Raw genomic sequence first — 26,537 nt, 5'->3', positions numbered from 1 at the left:
GCGCCGGCGGACCGCTCAGGTCACCAGGCCGCGGCGGTAGGCGTACACCACGGCCTGCACCCGGTCGCGCAGGTTCAGTTTGGTGAGGATCCGGGACACGTACGTCTTGACCGTCTCCTGGCTGATCACCAGGGCCGCGGCGATCTCGCTGTTGGACAGGCCCTCCGCCATGAGCCGCAGCACCTCCCGCTCGCGCGGGGTCAGCGCGCCGCCGTCCGGGTCGCCCTCGGCCGGGCGGATGCGGGCCGCGTACCTGCCCACCAGCTGCCGGGTCACCTCCGGGGCCAGCAGCGCGGCGCCGGCCGCGACGGTGCGGATGCCGTGGAGCAGCTGCGCCGGCGGGGCGTCCTTGAGCAGGAAACCGCTGGCGCCGGCGCGCAGCGCCTCATAGACGTACTCATCGAGGTTGAACGTCGTCACCACGAGGACCTTCACCGGCTCGGGAACCCCGGCCCCGGCCAGCAGGCGGGTCGCCTCGATGCCGTCGAGCACCGGCATCCGCACGTCCATCACCACCACGTCCGGCTTGAGGCGGGCGGCCAGACCGACCGCCGCGCGCCCGTCGCCGCACTCACCGACGATCTCCATGTCCGGCTGGGCGTCGATGATCGTCGCGAAGCCGGCGCGGATCAGCTCCTGGTCGTCGCAGACCAGCACCCGGATCGGCGCGGTCACGACGGGTTCCCGGCGGGGATCCGGGCGCGGACGAGGAAGCCGCCGCCGTCCCGCGCGCCCGCGCTGAAGTCGCCGCCCAGGACCGTGACCCGCTCGCGGAGCCCGGCGAGGCCGCGCCCGCCGCCACCCGGGGAGAAGCTGCCTGAACCGGAGCCGTCGGTGCTGACCTCCACGATCGTCTCCCCTTCCCCGTGGTGCACGTGAACCGTGGTCGCGCTGCCGTGCGCGTACTTCAGCGCGTTCGTCAGCGCCTCCTGCACCACCCGGTACGCCGCCACCTCGGCGCTGCCGGTCGCCGCCACCGGGGTGCCCCGGCGGACGAACTCGACCGGCTGCCCGGCCTGCCGGGTCTGGTCGACGAGCGCGTCCAGGTCACCGGCCGGGGGCGTCCGCGGGTCGCCGGCGCCGTGATCGGGGTTGAGCAGGTCGAGCAGCTGCCGCAGATCGCCGACGGCCCGGCGGCCGGTGCCGGTGATCGCGGTCAGGGCCTGCTCCAGCTTCTCCGGGGCGCCGGTCAGATAACGCGCCGCCTCGGCCTGCACGACCATCGCCGTCACGTGGTGGGTGACGACGTCGTGCAGCTCCCGGGCGATGCGCGCGCGTTCCGCCGTACGCGTGGCCTCCTCGACCTGCCGGCGGCGTGCCGCCTCGGCGGCCCGGCTCTGGCGCAGCCACGCCCCGATGCCCCACGCGGACGCCAGCAGCAGATAGAAGGTGACGAACCCGACGACGCCCTCCGCCGAGCCGAGCCGGTCGAGGGCGACCGCCAGGGACACGTACGCCACCGACGCGGCACCCGCGACGACCCAGCGGCGCCGTTCCAGGTGGGCGCCGGCGCTGACGAGCGCGATGGCCAGCGCCGTGCCCGCGACGGTGTGGTAGCCGCGGAGCTGATCGGCCGCGAAGCCGAGCGACACCAGCGCGAGGCAGAGCGCCGGCCGGCGGCGGCGGACCGCCAGCGGCAGGCACTCCAGGGCGATCACCCCGGCGGTCAGCGCGTCGTGCGGGCGGGTCGGGAGGTCGCCGACCTGCGTACCGTGCCGCTCCAGCGCCGGGATCGCCGCCGCGACGGCGAAGCCGAGGGCGAGCGGGAGATCCCGGACCACGGTCGGCAACTGCCGCCACCGGATCTCTTTCACCGGGCGACTGTAGCGGTCGCCGGGGCCTGCGCCGGGCGGCGGCGCGGGACGAGGTGCCCCCGGCGCTTGGCCAGCCACAGGAACACCACGGTCAGCACCGCGCCGGCCAGTACCGCGTACAGGCTGCCCTCCGGCCCGAAGGCGCCGCCGCTGAGCGCGACCGGCCCCGACGTCGAGGCCTCGAGCAGGCCTGTCGACTCGCCGTTGCCCGAGACCGCGACGCTGAAGACGCCGCCCGCCGCGAAGTTCCAGGCGAAGTGCAGGCCGATCGGGACCCACAGGTTGCGGGTGGCGGCGTAGCAGGCGGCCAGCATGAACCCGGCCTCGATCGCGATGGCGGTCGCGCCCCACAGGGTGGCGTCCGGGTTCACCAGGTGCATCGCGCCGAACACCACGCCGGTCAGGGCGAGGGCGATCCAGGTCCCGGTGCGCTCCTCGATGATCCGGAACAGCACGCCCCGGAACAGCAGTTCCTCGCTGACGGCGGCGGCCGCCATGAACCCGAGCAGCCCGAGCGCTCCGGCCGGCGAGCCCCAGCCCTCGACGTGGTAGCCACCGAGGAACGCGATGTTGGCGATGACGGCCGCGAACATGGCGAAGCCGATGAGCATGCCGCGGCCCAGCTTTCCGGCCCAGCCGTCCCGGCCGAGCTCGGCCGGCTCGCGGTGCTCGGTACGCCGCACGACCCACCGGTAGACGACCACGCCCAGCACCGCCGTCACCGCGCCGATCACCAGGGTGAGCAGGGCATTGCCGTCGGCCGCGGCGACGCCCTGCCCGCCGATCAGGGCGACGGCGGCGACGGCGAGCAGCTGTTTGACGAATCGCATGAGGACTCCTTCGCAGGCCGCGACCGGAGCGCCGCGGACAAGGAGAAACCTATGGATTTCCGCGGCCCCGGTCGTCACCGTGCGGTGGACATTCACGGGTAGCTCGCTCGGGGGATCCCCGCCATCGGATGAAAATTCTTCTCGGCTTGAATTCGTTGCGTCGTAATAGTTTTTGCCTTCTCATTGACGGAGGTCGACGTCAAGGAGCCCACTCGTGACCGGATCCCCCCTCCCCCGCATCCTCATGACCACCGTGACCGCGGCACTGACGGCCGTCGGAATCCTCACCGCCCCCTCGGCGAGCGCCGCGGTGGCCTGCGGCGTCGCCTTCGACGACTTCGCCTACGGCTCGAGCGCCGACCCGGCGCTCGGCCGGCACGGCTGGCACGTGCGTACGAATCAGGGCGGTCCCGGTGTCCCGGGAGCGAACTGGTCCGCCGGCAACGTCTCGTTCCCCACCGTGGACGGCCAGAAGGTGGCCCGCCTGCAGTCCTCCACCGACGGCACCCCGGCCGGCACCAGCCACGCCGAGTTCTCGCTGTCCGACCGGCGGTTCTTCGAGGGCACCTACCTGGCCCGGATCAAGTTCTCCGACACCCCCGCCGCCGGCCCCGACGGCGACATCGTGAACCAGACCTTCTACACGATCAGCCCGCTGCGGTACGCGTTCGACCCGATCTACAGCGAGCTCGACTTCTCCGAGTACCTGCCGAACGGCGGGTGGGGTGAGAGCGGCCCGACGAACTTCCAGACCAGCTGGTACACCTACCAGGCCGACCCGTGGGTGCAGGACCGCCAGTACAGCAAGCAGAACGCCAGCATCGCCGGGTGGCGCGACGTCATGGCCACGGTGGCGAACGGCGAGATCAGGTACTACGTCGACGGCCGGCTCGTCGGCACCCACGGCGGCAAGTTCTATCCCCGGCAGAACATGTCGATCGACTTCAACCAGTGGTTCATCGACCTGACCGGCCACTCCGGCGGCACCAGCGTCTGGCAGCAGCACATCGACTACGTGTTCCACGCCAAGAAGCAGGTGCTCACGCCGGCGCAGGCCACCGCGCAGGCGAACGCCTACCGGGCGAGCGGCATCACCCACACCGACACCGTGACCGGCGACAACACCTGCACGCCGGGCGGCTCCCCGCCCACCGGCGACCGGATCGCCAGCAACTGGAACGACAAGTGCATCGACGTGTCCAACGGCAACTTCAACCCGGGACAGCGGCTGCAGGTCTGGGACTGCGCCGACACGGTCAACCAGCGGTTCGCGTTCACCGGCGGCACGCTGCGCGCGCAGAACGACACCTGCGTGGACGTCGCCGGGGCCGGCACCGCCGACGGCACACCCATCCAGCTGGCCACCTGCAACGGCCACGCGGCGCAGCAGTTCGTCCTGACCGCGGCCGGCGACCTGGTCAACCCGATGTCGGACAAGTGCGTGGACATCGCGGCCTGGAACCCGGCCAACGGCGCGCCCCTGCACCTGTGGACCTGCGTGGGCGGCGCCAACCAGAAGTGGCGCCGCATCTGAGGGTTACCGGGGCGCCACCCTCGGCATGATCCGCGTCTCGCCGGTCGCGGCCATCGAATGCATCGCGCCGCCGGCGAGCGGGAGGAGCCGGGCCAGGCCCGGTTGCCCGTTGCGTCGGGCCAGCTCCGGGCCGAGCCGCCTCATCAGCAGGGTGATCGCCGGCAGGGGGCGGAGGTAGAGGGTGATCTCGCTGATCAGCCCGGTGTCGTCGAGCCGCAGCCGCTGGGCTTCGTAGAGGCGGGTCGTACCGATCCTGGCCTCGTAGAACAGCGCCACGGTACGGCCCGCGGCGACCTCGTCGGTGTAGGTGATGTCATCGATCAGGGTCAGGGCCACCTCGAGCAGGTCGCGAACCTGCCGGTGCCCGCGGAACGTGAACCGTTCGGTGATCGGCGAGATGAGCGTGACATCGGGGCTGAGGGCCGCGACCGCGGCGGCGGCGTCACCGGCCTCCCCCGCGGTCCGCCATGCGGTCACCGCGTCGTTCGGCTGCTCCATGAAGGACTCCGTTGCTCGTTGTCACGACGATCGCCAGGCACTTCGAGACAAAGACTACAAACGCGTACGGCCACCGGCGCCTCGCGCCGGTGGCGTTGTCATCACATATGCCGCTGGCACCGCTCAGCTGGTGCGTCTCATGCGCGGCGGGCGAGCAGGGCGAAGGAGTTCGGCAGGCGGCCTTCCCAGGCCGCCGCGGACACTCCACCCATCCGCCAGAACGGTTCGGCGTACTCCCTCTGCAAGCCGGCCGCTGCGACCGTTCCCACGACAGAACACTCGTCAATCCTGCCGCGGAGGAGGGCACTCAGGGTGTGCGGGCCGTCCGGTTCTGACGGCCATAGGTGGCCCCACCATGACGGCCTCCTCTAGCTTCACCAGGACTGAGGCGGCGGCAGAGGGGGACGGGCTGACTTTCCCCACCCCATGGTCAGAAGCTCAAGCGCGACATCACCTCGGGTAGTCGGTGGACGCCGCGTGCCACCGGGGTACGTGCGCGCTTCTGCCGAAGTGAGCGCGTCCGATTTGCGAGTTGGGTGCATGGTGCTATGGCAGTGACCCGAGCGCGCAAAGTGACTGGAGAACCTCCGCAGATACTCCTTGCCGAACGTCAGCAACAGCGATGATTGACCGAGTATCGGCGCAAAATCGGAGGCAAGACAGTGGCTGGTGCAATACTGCAGGACTGGAACGATCTCAAAGGGGCAGCCATCTGGGGATCGCTCCTTATGGGCAATGGGGCAAGCATCAATATATGGTCGAAGTTTGGGTATAAGTCACTCTTCAAAAAGGCAGAGCCGAGTTTGAGTTCTGCCGCAAAAATCATATTCGACCGCCTGAATACTACCAACTTCGAACTTGCTCTTAAAGTAACTCATCACGCGACACTGGTCGACGAAGCGCTCACGCGTGACATATCCGAGTCGAGGAAGTTGCATGAAGAAATACGTCTAGCGCTCTTCGATGCCGTTCGGGCGCTACACATACCCCATGCGGACCTAGGGGAGGATCTACTTGCGAAGGTCGCACTGATACTCGGCAGGCACCAGTACGTCTACACCACCAACTATGACCTGATTCCCTACTGGGCCACCATGGCAACAGAGGAGACTAAATATCGGATAAAGGACATGTTTTGGTCGAAGCCGAGTTACGTCTTCGACAGGTCCGATTCTGGGGTGTACGGAAGCGCTACCATTGTCCACTACCTGCATGGCGGCATTCACTTATGGATTAACCCGACCGCTGGCCAGTGCGGCAAGTGGGTACTGGATGAAGGATCCCTTCTGGAAGAAGGTCATTTCAAAGCACACCCAGACCGCGTTCCACTGTTGATCTCGGAGGCCGACTCCAAGCAGAAGGCGTCCGCTATCGGGGAATCCGACTACCTTCGGTTTAGCTTCGAGCGACTAATGAACGACCACAATAACCTGGTGGTTTTCGGCTCCAGCCTGTCAGAAGTCGATGACCATATTATAAAGGCGATCAAACTCGGTCCTCGTCGTCATGTTGCAATAAGTATGAGGCGGGACGATGCAACCGAGGCGGAGCAAGCGCGACTCCGTGAAAGACTTGCCCCGCACAGCGCCTACTTTTTTGACTCAAGCAGCCACCCTCTCGGTTCCAGTGCCCTCAACAAGGGTTGAGGTGAAAGACATACTGTCATGCCGCCGACAGCGCACTGGACAGAGGCTGCACTACAGTCGCGGCGGGTCTCCCGATGCGAAGTTAACATCAGGTTGCTGGGTGTGGTGTGATCGCCGACGTGACAGCGTGGAATGCGGCAGCTTATGGAGTCATCGGGCGTGTGGCGGGAGCGGCAGAGGTCCCGACCGAGGTGCTTGCACTGCAAGATCGGGTAGGTAGATCTCTGCCGGCGGCGGTCGAGGAGTGGTACCGGCTCGATAGCGACCAGCGGCTCGCTGCGGTGAGCTGCAACCGCATCACGCAGACTCAGAACCTTACAGATCAGACCGTTGGCCGCTTCCTTGCGTCCGGCTACCTATTGCTGGAGACCGATAGCCAGGAGTGCTGCCGATGGGTCGTCGCGGCTTGCAGCGAGGAAGCTGACCCGCCCGTCTATCTCATCGATCCGGAGGACGACGCCTGCTCCTCGCGAAGTCGCTACGCCGACACTTTCTCTGACTACGCCTTCACCGCAGCCTGGGACGCAGTGCTGTGGAGCGGCGAACTGTTCACCGAGTTCGACCACCCGCTGCCGCCCGACCCGCTGTCCACCCTCGGGATCCGCTTAACGGCACTTCCGCCTACATACGGGTGGGCGATGAACCAGGGTTGCGAGAGGGTGTACCGCTTCGACGGAGGCGCAAAGGTGTCCGTGGCTGTCGCCGAAGGAGTAGCGCTGTGGAGCGCGATAGCCGCTCCCTCCAGCGCCACGCGAGAAGCCCTTGCCGAAATTGTCGGCGCGACGGTGTGAGCGGTCGGTTGCCAATGCGAAAGGCACCGGGTGGTCGGCATCCAACTTTCTACCGTCGCGCCTGCTATGCATACTCAACTGCCGCATCATGGGAGTGGATCTTCCCGAATTTGGCCGCCCTATCGGGGTTAAGTGTGCCGCCATCGGTCGAGTACGACCAAACAGCTCAAGACCATGAAGGCGCCACCAAGACAAAGCGTCACGAAGGGCAACTGCAAGAGTCGGCTGCATCCGTAACCGAGCATCACGCCCACCAGGCACAACGCCACGACCACTGCCCAGCCCACATGATCGAGCTATACGCTTCGAAACAACCGGGCATCACCACGACCCACTCGCCAGCGCGACAACGGGCGGTGCTCGGCGAATCGCCGTTGCATACAGTACACCCCCCGAACATCGTCAAGCGCTCGGCCATCCTCACATCACCAGCGGGAAACCGCCAGCACGGTCCGATGCACTTACGTGATTCTTTCGCTGCCGTAGTACGCAGTGGGTTAATCCGCGTATATCGCAGACGTGCTCCGCCGATGGCAATATGGTTTCCGAAAGGCCCGACTATCCTAATGCAAATCTCACGAAATGCTGTTCGGGCCAGAACTTTCGGGACCCATTTCCGGCGCGCGTGTCAGCAACGCCTCCCCCGAGCCCGTGGCAGGATTCAGTTCAGTGCCAGTTTTCGAAGCATAGTCAGCTTTAGGCTCCAGCAGCGCGTGAAGAAGAGTGCCAACGCCGAGAGCCCCGAAAAAGCCATCTTGCGCCGATGTAAAGATCCCCAGAGCAGCTCCGGTTGCGGCACTCGCAGCCAAGATCAGTAATGCGCGCCAGTTCATTTCCATCCTTCCGTCGTAGCTCTCCGAAGAAGGTTGGATGCCGGCGCAGCACTGCCTGACCACTTATCACGACTTGAGCAGCGCGTGTTCTGCCTGGTCAGGACCGCATCGAGTGCTCTGAACTGTCAGATTTAGATGTAACGCGTACCCTGTGGCAGTGCCCCTCGCCGAGCGTCGATGCAAGGCTTGCCGAGCCCAGCTCCTAGACCAGGGTCGGAAGGATAGACAATATTGCTCCCGAAATTGCCGCCAACGTATGTATTACAGAAGGCGAAAGGTCGCCGGGCGTGGGCTGGATTTCTACGTCGGTATACGCCAGTTGTACACGCTGACTCATATGATGGCTCAGCGACTAGAGGAGCCGATCCTGCCAGCACATCTGGCGCTTGAAATAAGGCGGGAGTTTCGGCAGCCATTTCGAGTAGAGTGGCTACCTAAGTTGTGCGCCCGATTTGGCTGCGGCTATCCAGTCAGTCCGAATGCTCGCAGTGATCGCGCCTTCTGCTCAAACGCATGCAGGCAACGCACATACCGTCGAGCATGCCGGATTCTTCGGCGTAATGAGACAACCTGATTCGCCTTTGGAACGTCCTCACATGCCGCTGTCCGTGCCTGCTTGGTGGTCTTGGACGTTTCGCCACCGAAAACGGTGATGGAACGTCCAAGATCGCAGGGGCGCCCTTATGCACCGGGCGCTGCATCCTCATCTGGCCGTTATCCGCGTGCTGTCTACCCATGCCGCAGTGACACTCGGTAATCGGTGAGCGAACCAGGAAGAATGCCGGCCGGTCATCACTTCGCCTATGCAGCCGACATGGCCGGCCCACCGGGGGACGGCCATCATCGCTGTTCTTCTGATCAGGCGGTCGCGAGCGGAGCCGGCTCGGCGGCGCCCGGTGCGGGCGTCACGGCCCGGCGGGAGCGGTGGTGGCCGAGCAGGCTCAGCACGGCGCCGAGGACCAGCCACGCCAGCAGGACGATGACGGAGTGGGCGATGCCGTGGCCGTCGAAGAAGGCGGTCGAGCGCAGCAGCTGACCACCGGCGCCCGGCGGCATGAGCTGGCCGAGCGTGCCGGTCCAGCCGGGCAGCATCTCCGGTGAGCTGGTGTTGCCCGACAGCGGGTTGCCGATCAGCATCATGGTGGCCGCGCCGATGCCGAAGCCGGCGACGCCGAGCAGCGACTCCAGGCCGAGGATGGTCAGCGAGGTGGCGGCCACGGTCAGGGCGATGGCGCCGGCGTTGGCGAAGAAATTGCCCTCGAGCGAGCCGAGCCACGGCTGCAGGATCAGGGTCATCACGAGGCCGCCGGTGACCGAGAAGGCGAACGCACCAGTGATGCGGCGTACCCGGCCCTTCACCAGGTTGGTGAGCAGAATGGCGGCGATCATGCCGCCCATGACCAGCGGCAGCGCGGCGGCGGCCAGGCCGGTGCCGCGCGGGTCGTCGGCGGGCAGGGCGACGACGTCGCGGACGGCGACCGCCGGCGCGGTACCGGTGGCCTGCGCCTGGCTGAGCGCGGTGCCGACACCCTGCAGGGTCTGAGCGATCGAGGCGCTGGCGGCGCTTGCGGTGAGGACCTGCGGCGTGCCGGCGCTGAGGTCGATCGCGCCGTCGACCTCGCGGTCGCGGATCAGCTTCTCGGCCTCGGCGGTGGTGGCGACCAGGGTGACGTCGAAGGCGTCCGGCATGCGCTGGTCGAGGGCGGCGACGACCTGGCCGGTCGCGGCGGCCGGGCCGGCCACGGCGATGGGTACGTCGTGAACCGACGACCGGACGGCCGGCCAGGCGAAGGCGGTCAGCAGCACCCCGATGATCACGGTGAGCAGGGCGACCGCGCGCGCCACCACCGGCCACGGGGACGGGGTGGACGCAGCGGTGGTGGCGGTTTCGGCCATGACGAGACTCCGGAAGAGAACGACTGTTCGCTTTTCATGTTGGCAGGTACCGTAGGCGCTAACAAGAACGAGCGTTCGTCTTTAAGGTTCGTCACATGCCGCGGGTTTCTGAGCAGTACCGCGCCCACCGCCGCGCCGAGATCGTCGCCGCGTCGGCACGGCTCTTCGCGAGCAACGGCTTCCACGCCACGTCGATGGCCGACATCATCGGCGAGTCGGGCCTGTCCGCCGGCGCGGTGTACCGGTACTTCGCCAGCAAGGAGGACCTGATCGTCGCGGTCGCGGAGACCGCGCTGGGCGCCGCCGACGAAGTGTTCGGCGACCTGCTCGCCGACGGCGCGACGCCATCGCCGCAGCAGGCGCTGACGACCGTGGTGACCGCCATCGCCGACCGGGTCCTCGACAACCCGGAGATGGGCGTCGACGTCAGCCGCATCATGGTCCAGGTGTGGGCCGAGGCGCTGCGCAGCGACCGGCTCGCGGCTCGGGTCGACGAGGTCTACCAGCGCCTGCGCGACTACTTCGCCGAGATCGCCCGCCGCGGGCAGCAGGCCGGCAACCTCCCCGCCGGCGCGCACCCCGAGCAGGTCGGCGCCACCATGCTCAGCCTCGTGCAGGGATACGTGCTGCAGCGCCTGCTGGTCAGCGGCACCGACACCGACGGCTACCTCGCCGGGCTCACCGCCCTGCTGCCGGCCGAGCCGGCCGGCCGGCGCCAGGCGCCGGCGTAGGAGCCGGCCGCAGGGGATCCTGGGCTGATCGCCAAGCCGCCGCCGGCGGCCATTGGCGCCGGTGGATCACACTGCGGGTGTGCGAGTGATCACGCGGGCGGGCAATGGCGAATGGGTGGCGTGGCGGGTCGGCCGCCGCCGGCTGGCCTGGCAACCGCAATATGGCGACCGGGGCGGCGGCGGCCTCGATCTCAGCGGGCTCCAGGGCGAGATCGGCGGGGTCATCGCGCTGGCGATCATGGGACTCCTGCTGCTGTGGTGGGTGATGAACTGGCTCCTCGTGCTCCTGGCGACCGCCGTGGTGTGGCCGTGGCGGGCGATCACCGGGCGCTGGCAGGTGGTCGCCTACGTGACCGACACCGGTGGCCGGGAGCTCGAGAGCCGATGGGTGCGGGGGCGGTCGGCCGCCGACGAACTGGCCCGGCAGTGGGCGACCGAAATCGAACAGCACGGGCGACCCATCACCGGGAGGGTGGATGAGGTGCCCCCGTCGACTCGGTTCCGGAACCGGGGGTTTGTTTGATCCATTGACAATCGTTTCGCATCGATGTCAGGTTGGTGATCGATAGGTTTCGTTCGCGACCGACGGGGAGCGACAGTGCGCGATCATGTTCGACGGAGGGTCGCCGCCGCGGCCTCCCTCGCCCTGGTGACCGGCAGCCTCGCGCTGACTCCGGCCTCACCGGCACAAGCCCATGCCGCCGGCAAGGTCCGGCAATCACAGACGGTCATCTCCGGTGACGCCCGATTCCAGATCCTCTCGCCCACGCTGATCAGGACCGAGTACTCCCCCGGCGGCCGCTTCGCCGACCGGGACACGCACAACGTGATCGGCCGCGACGACTTCCGGCCCACCCGCTTCACGAAGCGGATCTCCAAGGGCTGGCTGACCATCGACACGGGCGCTGCCACCGTGCGCTACCGGGTCGGTTCCGGGCCGTTCGGCAAGGACAATCTGAGCGTACGTCTGACGACGGGCCGACAGTCGGTGACAGCCTCACCGTGGGCCGGTCAGGGCACGCCCGAGTGCCCGGCCGGCGCGCTGTGCGAGGCCGAGGACCTGCATCTCGCCGGGCTGAGCGTCGCCACGAACCACGGCGGCTTCACCGGGCAGGGCTTCGTCGCGGGCTTCGAGGGCACCGGCTCCGCCCTCACCCTCGCCGCCGCCCCGGCCGCCGCGGGCACCGGGCAGCTGACCGTCCGCTACGCCAACAGCACCGGCGGGGACGGCCAGAACGTCGCCCGCACGCTGACCGTCACGGTCGACGGCGCCGCGGCCGGCACGCTCACCCTGCCGCCGACCGCGAACTGGGACACCTGGCAGCTCGCCTCGGTGCCGCTGCAGCTCGCGGCCGGCCGCCACGAGATCGCGCTGGTCCGCACCGCGGCCGACTCCGGCAACGTGAACGTCGACAGCCTCGCGCTGCTCGCGCCGGGCGCGGCGTATCCGGCGCCGGTGCCGGCGAGCCCGCAGCCGTGCGCGTTCGGCACGCTCTGCGAGGCCGATACCGGCGCGCTCAGCGGCGGGGCGAAGACCGCCGACGACCACAACGGCTATTCCGGTGACGGCTTCCTGGCCGGCCTCGAGCGCACCGGCGCCGGGGTGGCGCTGACCGTCACCGGGGTGCCGGCCGACGGCGACTACCGGGTTCAGCTGCGCTACGCCAACGGGCAGGCCGGCAGCCGGCCGGTGCAGAGCCGCACCGTGTCGGTGACGGCGAACGGCGGCCCCCCGGTCACGGCGACCCTGGCGCCGACGAGTGGCTGGGACTTCTGGCGTACCCAAGAAGTCCCTGTCTCTTTGCGGGCCGGAACGAACACGGTGGCGCTCGGCTGCCCGGACGACACCGGCTGCCACGTCAACGTGGACACCATCGCGGTCACCGCCCGCACCGCCCCGCTGCTGGCGCCGCACGCGCCGCTCGGCGGATACCGGCGCGGCCTGGACGGCGTCGACGGTGGCGCCCGCACCTACGCCGGCCTGCTCTTCTCCGACGGCTGGTCGCTGCTCGACGACTCGGCGGCGCACACCGCGGCCGGTCACCAGGACGGCTACGTCTTCGCGTACGGCCAGGACTACCGCCGCGCGCTGCGGGAGCTGTCCACGCTGACCGGTCCCACCAAGCTGCTGCCGAAGTGGGCGTACGGCGTCTGGTACTCCGAGTACTACGACCGGACCGCCGCCGAGTTCCAGGACATCGTGAACCGGTTCCGCAGCGAGGGCGTGCCACTGGACGTGCTCGTGGTCGACACCGACTTCAAGGCGCCGGACAAGTGGAACGGCTGGTCGATCGACGAGACCCGGTTCCCGGACTGGAACGCGTTCGCCGCGCGGTTGCGCAAGCAGGGCGTCCGCACCGGCCTCAACATCCACCCGAGCATCCTCGGCTCCGACCCGCTGTTCCCGCGGGCGCAGGAGATCGCCAAGGGCAAGCTGCAGCGCACCGGCTGCAACGGCGGACCCGACTGCTACGTGTTCGACTTCGGTGACGCCGACCACCTGAAGGCGTACTTCTGGCTGCACGAGCAGATGGACGCCGACGTCGACTTCTGGTGGCTGGACTGGTGCTGCGACGCGTCCCGCTCGTCGCGGACCGACATCACCGCCGACACGCTGATCAACCAGGAGTACGCGAGGCGCACCGGTTTCGCGTTCTCCCGGGCGTACGGGTCGCTGCAGGCCGGCGGCTACGGCAACCCGGGTCCGGTGCCGACCGGGCCGTGGGCCGACAAGCGCACGACGCTGCACTTCACCGGCGACACCATCTCGAACTGGGAGACGCTGCGGTTCACCGTCGGCTACACCCCGGCGGAGTCGGCGGCCACCGGCCTGGCCGCGGTCAGCCACGACATCGGCGGGCACACCGGCGGTCTCCAGGAGCCGGGCAGCGAGCCGGGCAGCACGAAACTGCCCGACGACCTGTACGCCCGGTGGGTGCAGGCCGGCACCTTCCAGCCGATCGACCGGCTGCACTCCAACCACAGCGACCGGCTGCCCTGGCAGTACGGCGAGGCCGCCGAGGCGTCGGCGAAGAAGTTCCTGAACCTGCGCAGGAAACTCCAGCCCTACACGTACGCGGCGGCGGCCGAGGCCACCCGCACCGGCACCCCGATCACCCGGGCCATGTACCTCGCCTACCCGCAGGAGCAGGAGGCGTACGCCACGGCCGGCAGCCAGTACCTGTACGGCCCGGATCTGCTGGTGGCGCCGGTGACCACGCCGGGCAGCACCGCCTCGACCACGGTGTGGTTCCCGCCGGGCAGCACCTGGACCGACTACTTCACCGGCCGGAAGTACCGGGGCGGCACCACAGCCACCATCACGACGACGCTGGACACCATGCCGGTGTTCGTCCGCTCGGGCGCCAAGCGGCCGGGCTGATCGCCGGTGATCATGCGGTCACCCTCGCCGCGCGCGGGGGTGACCGGCTTCGCCTACCCTGGAGGCAGTGAACCTGAGCCGGACCGGTGGTGTCGCCGGCCGGTCCGGGAATCCCGCTCTAAAGGAATGCAACGCATGATCAGTGTGCAGGACTTCGCCCGACGACTCAGTGACCTCGGGCCCGTGGCGGTGAGCAGCCACGACATCGAGGATCTGGCCGACGAGGCGGGGGTGCGCATCGATCCGGGCCGTGGGCTCGACGCCGGCCAGGCCCAGCGGCTGCTGGACCTGCTGTCACCGCCGGTGGCCGTCACCGCGGCGGCGATCGTCGGGCCGGTCTGGCCGCCGCCGCAGACGGAGGCGGCGCGCCCCGCCGTGGCCCCGGTGGTGTTCTCCAGTCCCGGGGCGGTCGACGCGTCCGGCGACCAGCCGGGCCGGCCCAGCCAGCCGCGCCGGTCCGGGCGGCCCCCTGCCGACCGGCGGCGCGGCCGGCGCCCGAGGTGAGCGCCGTGCGCGAGGGGTGAGAGCGTGTACGAGGAGTGGGCGTCCCCGCTGCCCCACGTCGTGGCGTGGCGCAGCGTCACACCACCCGGCGCCGGCCCGAAACGCATCCTGCCGGACGGCTGCCTGGACCTGATCTGGCAGGACGGCACGGTCTTCGTCGCCGGGCCGGACACGACCGCCCAGGTCGGGCTCACCGCACCCGGCACCCGGCATGCCGCGCTGCGGTTCGGCGCCGGAACCGGGCCCGGCGTGCTGGGCGTGCCGGCCTGCGAGGTGGTCGACCGGAGGGTGCCGCTGGACGCGCTGTGGCCGGCCGCCGAGGTGCGGGCCGTCGCCGAGGCGGACGACCCCCTCGCCGCGCTGACCGCCGCCGCGCGCCGGCGCTGGCGGGACGCCGACCCGGCGATGGTCGCCCTGGCCGGTGCCGCACGGCGAGGGGTGCCGGTCGGCGTGGTCGCCGAGCGGTGCGGCCTCAGTGCCCGGCAGTTGCAGCGGCGCAGCAACAACGCCTTCGGGTACGGGCCCAAGACCCTGCACCGGATCATGCGGCTGCAGCGGGCCGTCATGCTGAGCCGGGCCGGCCGCCCGTTCGCGGCGGTGTCGGCCGAGGCCGGCTACGCCGACCAGGCCCATCTCACCCGCGAGATGCGGGCGCTGGCCGGCGTGCCGCCCACCGCCCTACTGCGTTGAGGCGGTCCACGCGAAGAGGTCCACGACGTTGCCGTCCGGATCGGCCACCTGGGCGTAGCGCTGACCCCACGGCGCATCCCAGGGCGCCTTCACCGACGGGTACCCGGCGGCGCACAGCTCGGCGTGGGTGCGGTCGACCTCGCCGGGGTCGGAGCAGAGGAACGCCCAGCCGCCGGAGGGCGGTCCCGGCCGGTAGCCGGGGTCGAAGGACCGCAACGCGTCGTGCGTGTCGAACATGAGCCGGATGCCGCCGGCGGCTGTCGCCTCGGCGTGCGGCTCGTTCTCGGCGCCGGCCGGGAACTCCAGGCCGAGCCGGCGGTAGAAGGAAAGGGACGCTGTCATGTCGGCCACGGCGAGGCCGATCGCGTTGAAGGTAGGTGCCACGGATCCGACGGTACGAACTTCCCGCGGCGCCGTCTTGAACGAATCGGACGCCCGCGCCGGTCGGTGCCGGCGCGGGCGGACAGCGGCCTGCTACTTCGTGACGCCGGCGGCGGGGGTGTCACCGCGCAGATCGCCGAGCACGTCGGCGGGAACCGGCTTGCCGAGCATCTGGCAGGTGGTCACGGTGTCGGCGCCGAAGACGATGGCCTGGTAGTACCTCTGCACACCGGGGTTCTCGGTCAGGTCGGCGGGTTCGCCGGTGACGTCGGTGACCGCCGTACGCCTGCCGTCCCCGGTCGCCACGGCGGTGCTGTGGTGGCCCATCGTGTCGCCGCCGTGGCCCCACACCGTGCCGCAGGGCGAATCGATCCGGAACATGCCGAGGCCGTAGCCGCCCCGGATCGGGAAGTCCGCCGGGAGCGGAACCGTGGTCTTCATCTGCTTCAGCTGCGCCTGGGAGAACAGCCTGCCCTGCAGCACCGCGGAGAAGAACCGGGACAGGTCGCCCGCAGTGGTGATCACCGCGCCGGCGGCGCCGCCCCAGCCGCCGATCGGCCAGTTCGAGGTGTCGGTGTACTGCGGGGTGCCGTTCGCGTACGTGATGGCGTAGCCGCGGGCGTAGCCGGGACCGGTGTTCGTCGCCCGCGGGTCGGCGAAGTAGGTGTGCTTCAGGCCGAGCGGCCGCGTGATGCGCTCCTCGACCAGGGCGGGCATGTCCTTGCCGGTCTGCTTGCGCAGGATCATCCCGAGCAGCGTGTAGTTGGTGTTCGAGTACTGCCAGCCCTGGCCCGGCGGGAAGTACGGCTCGTGCGCGAACGCGATGGCGAGCAGCTCCGCCTCGGTGTGCACGTGCTGCGGGTCCTTCTCCATGTCGGCGAAGAAGTCCGGGTCACCGGTGTAGCTGAACAGCCCGCTCGAGTGGTTGAGCAGCATCCGTACGCTGATCTTCTCGCCGTTGGGGACGACGCCCGGCAGATACTTTTCGACCGGCGCGTCCAGCGTGAGCCTGCCCCGGTCGACCTGCTGCAGGATGAGTACGGCGGTGAAGGTCTTGGTGTTGCTGCCGGCCTCGAACTGATCGCGGGCGGTCAGGGGCCGGCCGGTGTTCCGATCGGCGACCCCCGCGGCCAGGGTCTGGACGCGGCGCCCGTCGTCGATGCGGGCGAGATATCCGGGCGGACCCACGGCGAGGACGTGCCGGGCGACCTCACGCTGCAGACCGTCCTGCGGATCCCGGCCGGCGGCGACGGCCGCTGTCGCCCCGGTGCCGGTCAGCGCGACAGCCGTCGCGAGAACGAGCGCTGTCCCTCGTACGAAAGTGCGGTCTTCTGCCTTGTTGGTCATGATTCGATCCTGGCGAGGAACGCCGCCCGGATCACTCCGGCCACCGGGCCGATCGGCCGTTCGGTGCACCCGACCATCGGTGGTGGTGCCAGCCCTACCCTCGCGCGGCTTGCAGGCGTCCGCTGATCACGACCATCGCGTCGCGGAGCTCCGCCGGCTCGACGTCGCTCAGGTCGCTGTCGAAGGTGATGAGCAGCCCGGCGATGCCGGCCCAGGACCAGCCGCCGACGGTGAGCCTGCTGCGATCCTCGCCGGCGGGCTCGACGACCGAGCCGCCCGGCGCCCAGCGGGCGACGACCGGGGCGGGCAGGTCGAGGACGGCCGACCCGACGCACTGCCACCGTCCGGGGGTGTCGCCGCGGTCCGGATTCTGCACGACCAGGCGGGTCAGGTCGTCGCGGGTGAGGGGCTGCGGGGTGAAGACCGCGCCGCCGCCGGGCGTGTGCGGACGGATCCGGTCGACCCGGTACGTGTGCCAGCCCCGCTCGCGGAGGTCACGCGCGATCAGGTACCAGCGCCCGGCCCAGACGACCAGGTGGTGCGGCTCGACGTCCCGGGGCGGTCCGGCGTCGGGCACGGCGCCGTCGCTGTCGAGATAGTCGAAGCGCAGCACCCGCGTCGTACGGATGGCGGCGCCCACCGCCCGCAGCGTGCCCACGTCGACCGGCGCGGCCGAGAACTCCCAGTAGTTGCGCAGCGAGGTCACCTCGAACGCCTCGCTCGCCGCGCGCAGCCGGGCCGGCATGACCTGGCGCAGGGTGGTGAGCGCCCGGGCGACCGCGTCGTCGATCCCGGACACCGTCGCCGGGGCGGTCTGCAGGGCCAGCGCGATCGCGATCGCCTGGTCGTCGTCGAGGACGAGAGCCGGCAGCCGGCCCCCGGCGCCGAGCCGGTAGCCACCGCCGGCGCCCATCACGGCGTTGACCGGATAGCCCAGCTCGCGGAGGGTGTCGACGTCACGCCGCAGGGTCCGGGCGGACACGTCGAGGCGGGCGGCGAGCTCGGCTCCGCGCCACTCGACGCGCGCCTCGAGCAGGGACAGCAGGCGCAGGATCCGCGCGGAGGTGTCGGCCACGGAATTCACGATGGCAGAGATGGCGGTCAGCCGGTGACCGCCATGGTCGCCGGCCGGCGTACGGCGTGAACCTCAGGCGAGCTGCTTGCGCGGGGTCGGCACTGCTGCGGGTACGCGGATACGGCCGGCGAGAGGGGCGGGGACCGGCTGGTTGCGGGCGACGGCGGGACGTCCGGCCTGCAGCAGGGGGCGCAGGTCGGCGGCGACCAGGTGAGCGAACGCGGCCGGGCTGATCACGCGCAGGGAGGTGTTGAGGTGTTCGAGGACCACCCGCGCCAGGAATGCGTTGTCCGGCTGGTCCACGTACAGAATCGCGGTGATCCGGTCGAGGAAGGCGCGGCAGGAGGCCGGGGTCTCGGTGCGTGCGCGCGCGGCCAACCCGGCCCCGATCTCGGCGGGCAGGTGCGGGCCGAGCAGCTCCATCGCCCGGGGTGGCAGGACGTCGGCGAGCGCGCCGAGCACTCCGTTGACCGCCCGCAGGCTTTCGCGGCGGCCGTGGAGCCGTGCCCCGCGCTCTACACCGGCCAGAAGAGCATCGATATCCATTGCGGGGTCCTTCCAACCTGCCGGGGAGCTCTGAGGTGCCCCCGCGGCGATGGCCGAAACCCTGATGAGGCGGACGTCACGATCAGTGGATCGGCAGGACGCGGTCCGGTTCGCCGCCGGGCCCGTCCGGGTGGATCAGCAGCCGGTCGCCGTCGCGGACCGCCTCCGGCTGCGTCCACCGCTCCTCCGGTGTGGGCACCAGGATCAGCGTCGTTCCCCGGTCGGCGTCGTGGACGACCAGGGATCGGATCGTGGAGTACAGCGAGTCCCAGACGTAGGACTGGGCCGGATGGTCGTCCGGCCCCTCCGCGGCGATCACGAAGAATCGCTCGTCGAGCCACGACCCGTAGTCGTCCAGGGTCTGATCCCCGGCCACGGCGGCGCCGTCGATCCACAGATCGCGGTCCCAGTGCACCGCCCGGTGCCGGTCGCCCGGGCTGAACGCGACCCGCACCGGGTAGGAGCCGTCCCACCAGCCGTAGAAGGTGTCGCATCCGCCGGGAACCGGCCCTTCCCGGCCGGCGGCGCCGGCCGCCTCCGCCGACGGATCCCGTGAGCAGATCTGCGGCCCCTGACAGGATCGGTCCAGCCGCCGGGTGCACCCAAACCCGGCGGCGGCGCAGTCGCGCGGATCCACCCGGGACAGCAGCCGCACCAGCTGGTCGCGATAGACGTCCTCACCGAGCAGGTCGACGAGGGCGCCGGCCTCCTTCCAGCGGGTGAACAGATCCACCCCGTCCGGCGAGCGCCGCAACCACGACCGCCACGCGTCGTCGAGCCACCGCCACTTCGCGGCGGGAGCCGGCGGGTCGTTCTTCCCCCAGTTCTTCCCTCGGCGGGAGAACACCGTCAGGCCCGCCGGCGCCGGACCGCGAGAAGGATCAGACCGGCGGCGAGCAGTGCGGGACCGCCGATCAGCGCCACGTCGTCGAGCCGGCCGTCGAGGTCCTGGTTGGTGTAGTCCTCCTCGAGCACCAGCGTCCAGAGCAGGAAGCCGCTGACGGCGAGCAGCGCGGCGGCGAGACCGATCAGGGTCTTCTGCCGGGCCAGCCGGATCCCGGCGACGATGAGGGCCACGAGCACGGCGACCACCGCGAGATGCCAGTACTGGAACTCCATCGGTTGCCGCCCCCATGTCGATCGTGCCGTCGACAGGCACGCTAACAGTGGGACGCACGGGGAGGGGAAGTCAGCAGCTGGCCGCGGTGTCGCCGCTGTCCGTGGCGCAGGTGTCCGTGCCGATGCCGCCGTTCGCCGTGTCGCCGCCGGCGCCGTCCTGCACGTCGATCTGATCGTTGCCGGCGTCGCCGTACGCGGTGTCGGTGCCGGCGTGGTCGGTCAGGGTGTCGTGCCCGCCCTGGCCTTCCAGGTCGTCGTTGCCCGGCCCGCCGCCGATGGTGTCGTTGCCGCCGCCGCCGTTGATGGTGTCCGCGCCGTCGCCGCCGTCGATCGTGTCGGTTCCGCTGCCGCCGTCGACGGTGTCGTTGCCGCTGCCGGCGGTGATGTCGTCCGCCCCGCCGCCGCCGTCGATGCCGTCCGCGCCGTCGCCGCCGGTGAGGGCGTCGTTGCCGCCCCCGCCGTTGATGGTGTCCGCGCCGTCGCCGCCGTCGATCGTGTCGGCTCCGCTGCCACCGTCGACGGTGTCGTTGCCGCTGCCGGCGGTGATGATGTCATCCCCGCCGCCGCCGTTGATCGTGTCGTTGCCGCCGAGGCCGCAGATGACGTCGGCGGATCCGGTGCCGGTCAGGGTGTCGTTGCCGCTCGTGCCGGTGATGGTGCAGGCGTCGCCGGTGAGGTCGCGGACGAACACGTCGCGAGCGTCGTTGGTGTCCGCCGGCACCAGGTTGCTCGCGTCCGAGCCGAAGCCGGCGATCTGCCCGTTGCCGCTGATGAAGGCGGGGCCGGAGTCGCCGTTGCTCTCGGCGCCGCTCGCCGCGAGGCTGACGCGTACGGTGGTGCCCGCCTGGCGGTCACGCACGAAAACGTCGGTGAAGGCGTTGGTGTCGGAGGCGACCAGGTTGGCCGCCGACGACGGGAAGGCGACGTAGCGGCCGTCGTCGCTCAGCGACGGGCCGCTCGAGTCGGCGTCGCCCTGCGCGCCGCCGGTGGAGAGGCTGACGCGCTCGGTCGTGCCGGCCTGGCGGTCACGCACGAAGACGTCGGCGGCGCCGTTGGTGTCCGACGGCACGAGGTTCGTCGCCGTCGACGCGAAGCCGACGTAGCGGCCGTCGTCGCTCATCGAGGACCGGCTGCTGGTGAGGCTGTTCGACTGGGCGCCGCCGGTGGCGACGCTGACCCGTTCGGTCGTTCCGCTCGTCAGGGCCCGGACGAACACGTCGTGGCCGGCGTTGGTGTCGCCCGGCACGAGGTTGTCGGCGTCGGAGGTGAAGGACACGTGCTCGCCGCCGCCGCTGATGGCCGGCGCGTTGGAGCCCTGGTTCGCCTGCGTTCCGGTGGAGGAGACGCTGACCCGCGTGGTGGTGCCGGCCTGGCGGTCGCGGACGAAGATGTCGGCGTTGTCGTTGGTGTCCCCGGCCACCAGGTTGGAGGCGAGGGATACGAACGCCACGCGGCGTCCGTCGTCGGAGACGCTGGGCATGTACGACGATTCGTCGGCCTCAGCCCCGCCGGAGGTGAGGCTGACCCGTTCGGTGGTGCCGTTGTCGCGGTCCCGCACGAACACGTCGGCGGCGCCGTTGGTGTCGCCGGGCACCAGGTTGTCGGCGATCGACAGGAAGGCCACGAATCGCCCGTTGCCGCTGATCGACGCCATGCCCGAGATGTTGTTCGCCGGGACGCCGTCGTCCGAGACGCTGATCAGCTCGGTGAAGGGCTCCACGCGGTTGCGCACGAACACCTGCAGCAGGCCGCTGGTGGCCGGGCTGACCAGGTTCGTCGCGAAGGAGTCGAACACGATGTCGCGTCCGTTGTCGCTCGTGCTCTGGTCCGCCAGGTTGAGCCCGCTGTCGTCGTCGCCCTGTGTCCCGTCGTAGCGGACGCTGACCCGTTCGAGCTCCCCGGCCGCTGCCGCCGGTGAGGCGCCCGGGACCACGGCGCCGAGCGTCGCCACGAGGGTGACGGCGGAACCCGCGGCGAGTCTCCACCTGCGCATGACGACCACGTCCTTCCCGGCCGGGCGGCTGACGCGGACCAACGCTAGCGTCCCGGCGAGGCGACCGCCGGTCATTCGGCATTGCGCTCGCCGGCGTGGAAAAGGCGGACGAATCGGGTTCGGTCGAACGTGGCCGGTGCGGTCGCGATCGCACCTACGGTGAGACGGGCGAACAAGGGAGAAGCCCATGCGTACGAGGCTCGGCACGGCCTTCGCGGCCATCACGCTCGTCCTGCCGGCGACGGTCGCCCTGGACGCCTCTCCGGCGGCCGCCGCCGCGGGGACCGAACTGGTCAGCGTCGGCAGCGGCGGCGCGCCCGGTGACGCCGACAGCGGCCTCGACCTGCCCAACGGCGGCGCCAGCGACGACGGCCGTTTCATCCTGTTCGAATCGTTCGCGACGAACCTGGTCCCCGGGGACACCAACGGCGAGATGGACGTGTTCGTGCGTGACCGGCAGGCCGGCACGACCGAGCGGGTCAGCGTCGCGACCGGTGGCGGGCAGGGCGACGGCATGGCGCACATGTCGGCGATCAGCGGCGACGGCCGGTTCGTGGCGTTCTCCTCAGCGGCCGCCAACCTGGTGCCCGGCGACACCAACGGCGTCACCGACGTGTTCCTGCGCGACCGGCAGGCCGGCACCACCGAGCGGATCAGCCTGAGCAGCGGCGGGGAGCAGGCCGGCGCCGACTCCACGCATCCGTCGGTGTCCGACGACGGCAACCGGGTGGTGTTCCTCTCCGAGGCCACGGATCTGGTGGACGCCGACACCAACACGGCGCGGGACGTGTTCGTCCGGGACCGGCAGGCCGGCACCACGACGCGGGTCAGCGTCTCCTCCGAGGGGGCGCAGGCGAGCGATTACTCCGACCTTCCGCAGATCAGCGGCGACGGCGGCCACGTCTCGTTCCATTCCGCGGCGGGCGATCTCGTCCCGGGCGACACGAACGACGCCGCCGACGTGTTCGTGCACACCCTGCAGAGCGCCACAACCGTACGGGTCAGCGTCGCCACCGGCGGCGCCCAGGGATCCGGCTCGTCCTCGAGCCTCACCACGATGAGCGACGACGGCCGCTACGTCGGCTTCGACTCGCAGTCCCCCGATCTCGTCGCCGGGGACACCAACGGCGCCGCCGACGTCTTCGTCCACGACCGGCAGACCATGACGACCGAGCGCGTCAGCGTCGCGACCGGCGGCACGCAGGCCGACCTCGACTCGGGCGCGGCGTCGATCAGCGACGACGGCCGGCACGTCGCCTTCGTGTCGCCCGCCACGAACCTGGTCGCCGGGGACACCAACGACGCCGTCGACGTCTTCGTGCGGGATCGTCAGGCGGCGACGACCGAACGGGTGAGCGTCACCGACGGTGGCGGCCAGGCCGACGCCGGCTCCGATCCGGCGTTCCTCAGCGGCGGCGGCCGCGTCGTGGCGTTCAGTTCCTGGGCGTCCAATCTGGTGGCCGCGGACACCAACGGCCTGCGCGATGTGTTCGTGCGTGACGCCGACGTGGACGCCGGCGCCTGCACCATCACCGGGACGAACGGCGCCGACGTCCTCACCGGCACCGGCGCCGGCGACGTCATCTGCGGCCTCGGCGGCAACGACCTGATCAACGCTCGCGGCGGCGCCGACACGGTCGTCGGCGGCCCCGGCAACGACATCATCAACGGCGCCACCGGCGACGACGATCTCCGCGGCGGACCGGGCGTCGACGTGATCAACGGCGGTGACGGCGACGACGTCATCGACGGCGGGCCGGGCGTCGACGTCATCAACGGCGGTGGCGGCGACGACACGTGCACGGTGGATGAAGCGGACGTCGTCACCGGTTGCTGAGCCGGTGATCCAGCGGCGAGATGCCCGGGTCCGGCGCGGTGCCGGACCCGGGCGCGGTGCGACGGTCAGCGGTGGACGGCCGTCACGCCGGTGACCGCGGTCGGCGTGGGCGCCCCCTTCCGGGTGCCGTTGCCGAGCTGGCCGAGCAGGTTGCCGCCGTACCCGTGCACGTGCCCTTCGGTGGTGACCGCGAGACTGTGCAGCAGGCCGCCGGCGATCCAGCCGGCGCCGGTCAGACCGCTCGCCCGCACCGGCGTGGAGCAGAGCAGGCCGCAGTCGCGGTCGTCACCGAGCTGGCCGGAGACGTTGCTGCCCCAGCCCCACACCGTGCCGTCGCCCTTGACGGCCATCGCCGTGGTGCTGCCCGCGTCGATCGAGACGACACCGCTGATGGTCACCTTGAGCGGGGTCGTCTGACTGTGCGCGGCGTCCGGGTTGCCGATCTGCCCGTGGTCGCCGTCGCCCCAGGCCCAGACCGTGCCGTCGGACTTCAAGGCGTACGTGTTGTCGCCGTCCGCGGCGATCAGCACGACGTCGCTCAGGCCCGGCACCCGTGTGGGGGTCGCCGTGGAGCGCTGGTTGCCGAGGCCGAGCTGCCCGTCCAGGCCGTGGCCCCAGGTCCACACCGTGCCGTCGGCCTTGAGCGCGACCGAGTGACCGGCCAGCCCCGGAGTGCCGCCCGCGGCGACCTGCACCACGCCGGTCAGACCCGGTACGGCCGCCGGCCTGGTCGCGGAGAGGACGCCGGTGCGGCCGAGCTGCCCGGCGAGGTTCGAGCCCCACGCGGCCACGGTGCCGTCCGACTTGAGGGCGAGCACGTGGTCGTTGCCGGCCGCGATCTGCTTCGCCCCGGTCAGGCCGTCGACCTGGACCGGCCGCAGCCGCGGGAGCCGGCTGCCGTCGCCCAGCTGGCCGAGCAGGTTCTCACCCCAGGAGTGCACGACCCCGGACCTGGCCAGCGCGAAGGAGGACGTGTCACCGGAGGAGACCGCCAGAATCCCGGAAAGACCGGAGACGGGTACGGCGGTGGTCTCGCTGAAGATGCTGCCGGTGCCGAGCTGGCCGGCCAGGTTGTCGCCCCACGCCGACACGGTGTCGCCGTCGTCGACCGCCAGGCTGTGTCCCTTGCCGGCGGCGACCGGCGGCGCGTAGATGATGCGCACCTTCTGGTCGCAGGAGGCCGCGTTGCCGGAGTCGTCGGTCGCCGTCCACTTCACCGTGGTCTCGCCGAGGCGGAACAGGGTGGGCTTGTTGCTGGTCACGCTCGGGTTCGGGTCGGCCACGTCGCGCGCGCCCGCCGTGCCGATCGACGGGTTCAGGACGCGGTAGGTGGCGTCGTCCGGGCAGGTGATCGTCGGCGGCGTGCTGTCCGCGACGGTCACCCGCTGCGTGGCCGTGGTGCGGTTGCCGGCCGGGTCGCGGGCGACCCACGACACCGTCGTCACGCCGAGCGGCAGCAGCGCCGGAGCGTTGTTGGTCAGGGTGACCGTGTCGCCGTCGGCGTCGGTCGCGGTCACGCCGGGGATCGGGCCGGAGTACCCGCCGGTGGTGTTGGCCTCCAGGGTCACCGGCGCCGCGCTGATCGTCGGGATGGTGTCGCCCCCGCCGGTCTCGCCACCGCCCTGCCCGCCGGTGCCGGTGCCGTACCCGCCGCCCGGCAGCGGGATCTGCAGGCCGTCGCAGTAGCCGCGGTCGACGATCGCGACGTAGAACGCGTCGCCGTCGAGGATCCGGTCCCAGGCGTAGTAGAGGTTCAGCCGGTTGCCGGCCTCCTGGTTGTGGCCGCTGAGCACCGGTCGTACGGCGGCGGCCCGGGCCGGGCCGGGGTAGAGCGACGCGTAGTTCTCGTACGTCTTGAGGAACGGGAACTCGTCGCAGTCGTTGGTCAGGCCGTCGGTGCGCAGCGAGGTGTAGTTCGCGCCGTACCCCTGCCGGCACAGCGTCCGGACCCGGTCGCGCGAGGTGTTGTTCACGGTGCCCTGGCCCCAGTAGTCGCGCTGGTGGTAGTTGCGGTGCAGCGGGCCGTTGGAGCCGAACTCGTCGCCGGGCACGTACGTACCGATGGCTCCGGGGTAGGTCCTGGTGATGTCCTCGAAGGCGTCCTTGATGAAACAGGTCGACTCCGTCATGCCCTGCGACGGGTTGCAGCTCAGGGTGATGTGCGAGCGGGTCTGGGTGAACAGGCAGCCGCCCGAGCCGAGGCTGTTGCCGTAGGACGCGTTGTCACACCGCATGTCGTCCTTGGGCAGCGGGTTGTGCGAATCCGAGACCATCCCGCTCAGGTGCGTGCCGAGCAGGTCCGGGGCGAAGGCGTAGTAGCCCTTGTTGTCCTGCGGGTTCGTGTCGTCGGCCCACGGGGTGGTGGTCGTCGGGATGTAGAACAGCGTCTCCACGTCGGTCAGCCCGTACGGGACCTGGATGTACGGCACGCTCGGCTCACCGCAGGAGGAGCCGGAGTCCAGTGACACGCAGTTCGGCGACAGCCGGTACGCCAGCCCGGGCCCGATCGTGGCGTAGCGGGCGGCGTTGTGGACGTCGACGTCCCAGTCCGTCAGCTGCACCTCGATGTCGGCGTACCGCTGGCCGTTGTACCCGCGGATGACGTACGTGAGCAGGAACTCCACGTCGGCGATGGGTGCGCTGGTGCCCCGTTCGATGATCGGGAACGTCCAGTAGTCGGAGTAGCACGAGGAGAACTTGTTCTTGTGGTAGTACTTGTCGTCGTAGTCGAGGTCGTGCGCGATCCGGCACTCGTCCAGCGTGGCCCAGTCCTCGTCGCCGAGCGGCGGCGCGGCCGCCGTGAGTGACGCCCCCTCGACGCTGTAGTCCTCGGTCGCCTTCTTCGCGCGCTGGATCGCGTCGTCCGGGGTGTCGATCTGCTGCTTGGACTGCTGCTGGGGCTTGCCGGCGTTCTCGGCCACCCGGCGCCGGAGCTCGGGCAGGTTCTTGCGCGCTTCCTCGCGGGTGCTGAACGAGAAGCCCTGGGTGAGGTAGTCGGCGTCGGACGGGGCGGCGGCCGCCGGAGAGCCGGCGGTCGCGAGTGCGGTCGCCGCCAGGACGAGGGCGGATAGATAATGGCCTATCTTCATG

The 26,537-nt window shown here is 70.3% G+C and carries 24 protein-coding genes; 9 read left to right on the top strand and 15 right to left on the bottom strand.

Going from position 1 to position 26,537, the window contains the following annotated elements; translation table 11 throughout:
• Positions 1-15 precede the first annotated feature (15 nt).
• Genes AB0G10_RS17070 through AB0G10_RS17060 form a run of 3 tightly spaced genes read right to left on the bottom strand, consistent with a single transcriptional unit; the run spans position 16 to position 2,644 of the window.
• Positions 16-675 (bottom strand): response regulator transcription factor, encoded by a 660-nt coding sequence (locus AB0G10_RS17070; RefSeq protein WP_360921792.1) that lies wholly within the window; start codon positions 673-675, stop codon positions 16-18.
• Positions 672-1,814, bottom strand: a complete 1,143-nt coding sequence (locus tag AB0G10_RS17065) for a histidine kinase (RefSeq protein WP_360921789.1) — start codon at positions 1,812-1,814, stop codon at positions 672-674. Before AB0G10_RS17065 ends, AB0G10_RS17070 begins: the two co-directional genes overlap by 4 nt.
• Positions 1,811-2,644, bottom strand: coding sequence for a CPBP family intramembrane glutamic endopeptidase (locus tag AB0G10_RS17060; protein WP_360921787.1), 834 nt, complete (start codon positions 2,642-2,644; stop codon positions 1,811-1,813). Before AB0G10_RS17060 ends, AB0G10_RS17065 begins: the two co-directional genes overlap by 4 nt.
• A gap of 214 nt (positions 2,645-2,858) precedes the next feature.
• On the opposite strand from AB0G10_RS17060, the gene AB0G10_RS17055 reads away from it, so the two are divergent.
• On the top strand, positions 2,859-4,178 hold the full coding sequence (locus tag AB0G10_RS17055) for a ricin-type beta-trefoil lectin domain protein (RefSeq protein WP_360921784.1): 1,320 nt from the start codon (positions 2,859-2,861) through the stop codon (positions 4,176-4,178).
• A gap of 3 nt (positions 4,179-4,181) precedes the next feature.
• Here the strand turns inward: AB0G10_RS17055 and AB0G10_RS17050 are convergent, their stop codons facing one another.
• Positions 4,182-4,676: a nuclear transport factor 2 family protein gene (locus AB0G10_RS17050; protein WP_360921781.1), complete on the bottom strand. Its 495-nt coding sequence runs from the start codon at positions 4,674-4,676 to the stop codon at positions 4,182-4,184.
• 137 nt (positions 4,677-4,813) lie between these two features.
• Positions 4,814-4,945 carry a hypothetical protein gene (locus AB0G10_RS17045; RefSeq protein WP_360921778.1) on the bottom strand — a complete coding sequence of 44 codons (132 nt, stop codon included), beginning with the start codon at positions 4,943-4,945 and terminating at the stop codon, positions 4,814-4,816.
• A gap of 357 nt (positions 4,946-5,302) precedes the next feature.
• On the opposite strand from AB0G10_RS17045, the gene AB0G10_RS17040 reads away from it, so the two are divergent.
• A complete protein-coding gene (locus tag AB0G10_RS17040) occupies positions 5,303-6,322 on the top strand; it encodes a DUF4917 family protein (protein WP_360921775.1) in 1,020 nt (339 codons plus the stop codon).
• A gap of 107 nt (positions 6,323-6,429) precedes the next feature.
• Positions 6,430-7,113 (top strand): hypothetical protein, encoded by a 684-nt coding sequence (locus AB0G10_RS17035; RefSeq protein ID WP_360921772.1) that lies wholly within the window; start codon positions 6,430-6,432, stop codon positions 7,111-7,113.
• 575 nt (positions 7,114-7,688) lie between these two features.
• On the opposite strand, the gene AB0G10_RS17030 is transcribed toward AB0G10_RS17035, so the two are convergent.
• Together AB0G10_RS17030 and AB0G10_RS17025 are read right to left on the bottom strand one after the other, a co-directional pair.
• Positions 7,689-7,952, bottom strand: coding sequence for a hypothetical protein (locus AB0G10_RS17030; protein WP_360921769.1), 264 nt, complete (start codon positions 7,950-7,952; stop codon positions 7,689-7,691).
• 852 nt (positions 7,953-8,804) lie between these two features.
• Complete coding sequence (locus AB0G10_RS17025) at positions 8,805-9,842, bottom strand: ABC transporter permease (protein ID WP_360921766.1); 1,038 nt, start codon at positions 9,840-9,842, stop codon at positions 8,805-8,807.
• A gap of 95 nt (positions 9,843-9,937) precedes the next feature.
• Between AB0G10_RS17025 and AB0G10_RS17020 the strand changes: the two genes are divergently transcribed.
• The 5 genes from AB0G10_RS17020 to AB0G10_RS17000 all read left to right on the top strand — a co-directional run bounded on the left by AB0G10_RS17020 (position 9,938) and on the right by AB0G10_RS17000 (position 15,149).
• A complete protein-coding gene (locus AB0G10_RS17020) occupies positions 9,938-10,573 on the top strand; it encodes a TetR/AcrR family transcriptional regulator (RefSeq protein ID WP_360921764.1) in 636 nt (211 codons plus the stop codon).
• Between the two features lie 79 nt (positions 10,574-10,652).
• Positions 10,653-11,096 (top strand): hypothetical protein, encoded by a 444-nt coding sequence (locus AB0G10_RS17015; protein ID WP_360921761.1) that lies wholly within the window; start codon positions 10,653-10,655, stop codon positions 11,094-11,096.
• Between the two features lie 75 nt (positions 11,097-11,171).
• Entirely contained in the window at positions 11,172-13,955 is a 2,784-nt protein-coding gene (locus AB0G10_RS17010) for a TIM-barrel domain-containing protein (RefSeq protein WP_360921758.1), read from the top strand.
• A gap of 135 nt (positions 13,956-14,090) precedes the next feature.
• Positions 14,091-14,459 (top strand): hypothetical protein, encoded by a 369-nt coding sequence (locus tag AB0G10_RS17005; RefSeq protein ID WP_360921755.1) that lies wholly within the window; start codon positions 14,091-14,093, stop codon positions 14,457-14,459.
• Between the two features lie 24 nt (positions 14,460-14,483).
• On the top strand, positions 14,484-15,149 hold the full coding sequence (locus AB0G10_RS17000; protein WP_360921752.1) for an AraC family transcriptional regulator: 666 nt from the start codon (positions 14,484-14,486) through the stop codon (positions 15,147-15,149).
• Here AB0G10_RS17000 and AB0G10_RS16995 read toward each other — a convergent pair.
• The 7 genes from AB0G10_RS16995 to AB0G10_RS16965 all read right to left on the bottom strand — a co-directional run bounded on the left by AB0G10_RS16995 (position 15,138) and on the right by AB0G10_RS16965 (position 21,610).
• Positions 15,138-15,533 carry a VOC family protein gene (locus AB0G10_RS16995; RefSeq protein WP_360921750.1) on the bottom strand — a complete coding sequence of 132 codons (396 nt, stop codon included), beginning with the start codon at positions 15,531-15,533 and terminating at the stop codon, positions 15,138-15,140. The two genes, AB0G10_RS17000 and AB0G10_RS16995, sit on opposite strands and share 12 nt — an antisense overlap.
• A gap of 90 nt (positions 15,534-15,623) precedes the next feature.
• Positions 15,624-16,877: a serine hydrolase domain-containing protein gene (locus AB0G10_RS16990; protein WP_360921747.1), complete on the bottom strand. Its 1,254-nt coding sequence runs from the start codon at positions 16,875-16,877 to the stop codon at positions 15,624-15,626.
• A gap of 94 nt (positions 16,878-16,971) precedes the next feature.
• The gene (locus tag AB0G10_RS16985) at positions 16,972-17,952 is read right to left on the bottom strand and encodes a WYL domain-containing protein (protein WP_360921744.1); all 981 of its coding nucleotides are present in this window, start codon (positions 17,950-17,952) and stop codon (positions 16,972-16,974) included.
• Between the two features lie 72 nt (positions 17,953-18,024).
• The gene (locus AB0G10_RS16980; protein WP_360921741.1) at positions 18,025-18,498 is read right to left on the bottom strand and encodes a DUF2267 domain-containing protein; all 474 of its coding nucleotides are present in this window, start codon (positions 18,496-18,498) and stop codon (positions 18,025-18,027) included.
• Between the two features lie 82 nt (positions 18,499-18,580).
• Entirely contained in the window at positions 18,581-19,345 is a 765-nt protein-coding gene (locus AB0G10_RS16975; protein ID WP_360921738.1) for a hypothetical protein, read from the bottom strand.
• 2 nt (positions 19,346-19,347) lie between these two features.
• A complete protein-coding gene (locus tag AB0G10_RS16970) occupies positions 19,348-19,617 on the bottom strand; it encodes a hypothetical protein (protein WP_360921735.1) in 270 nt (89 codons plus the stop codon).
• Positions 19,618-19,687: 70 nt separating this feature from the next.
• Positions 19,688-21,610, bottom strand: coding sequence for a hypothetical protein (locus AB0G10_RS16965; RefSeq protein ID WP_360921732.1), 1,923 nt, complete (start codon positions 21,608-21,610; stop codon positions 19,688-19,690).
• A gap of 187 nt (positions 21,611-21,797) precedes the next feature.
• On the opposite strand from AB0G10_RS16965, the gene AB0G10_RS16960 reads away from it, so the two are divergent.
• Positions 21,798-23,447, top strand: a complete 1,650-nt coding sequence (locus tag AB0G10_RS16960; RefSeq protein ID WP_360921729.1) for a hypothetical protein — start codon at positions 21,798-21,800, stop codon at positions 23,445-23,447.
• A gap of 65 nt (positions 23,448-23,512) precedes the next feature.
• Here AB0G10_RS16960 and AB0G10_RS16955 read toward each other — a convergent pair whose 3' ends face one another.
• Entirely contained in the window at positions 23,513-26,536 is a 3,024-nt protein-coding gene (locus tag AB0G10_RS16955; protein ID WP_360921726.1) for an HYR domain-containing protein, read from the bottom strand.
• Between the last annotated feature and the right edge of the window lies 1 nt (position 26,537).

The sequence above is a fragment of the Actinoplanes sp. NPDC023714 genome, assembly GCF_040639855.1.
In the GTDB taxonomy this organism is placed as follows: Bacteria; Actinomycetota; Actinomycetes; order Mycobacteriales; family Micromonosporaceae; genus Actinoplanes.
This window is presented reverse-complemented; position numbering and strand designations above follow the sequence as displayed.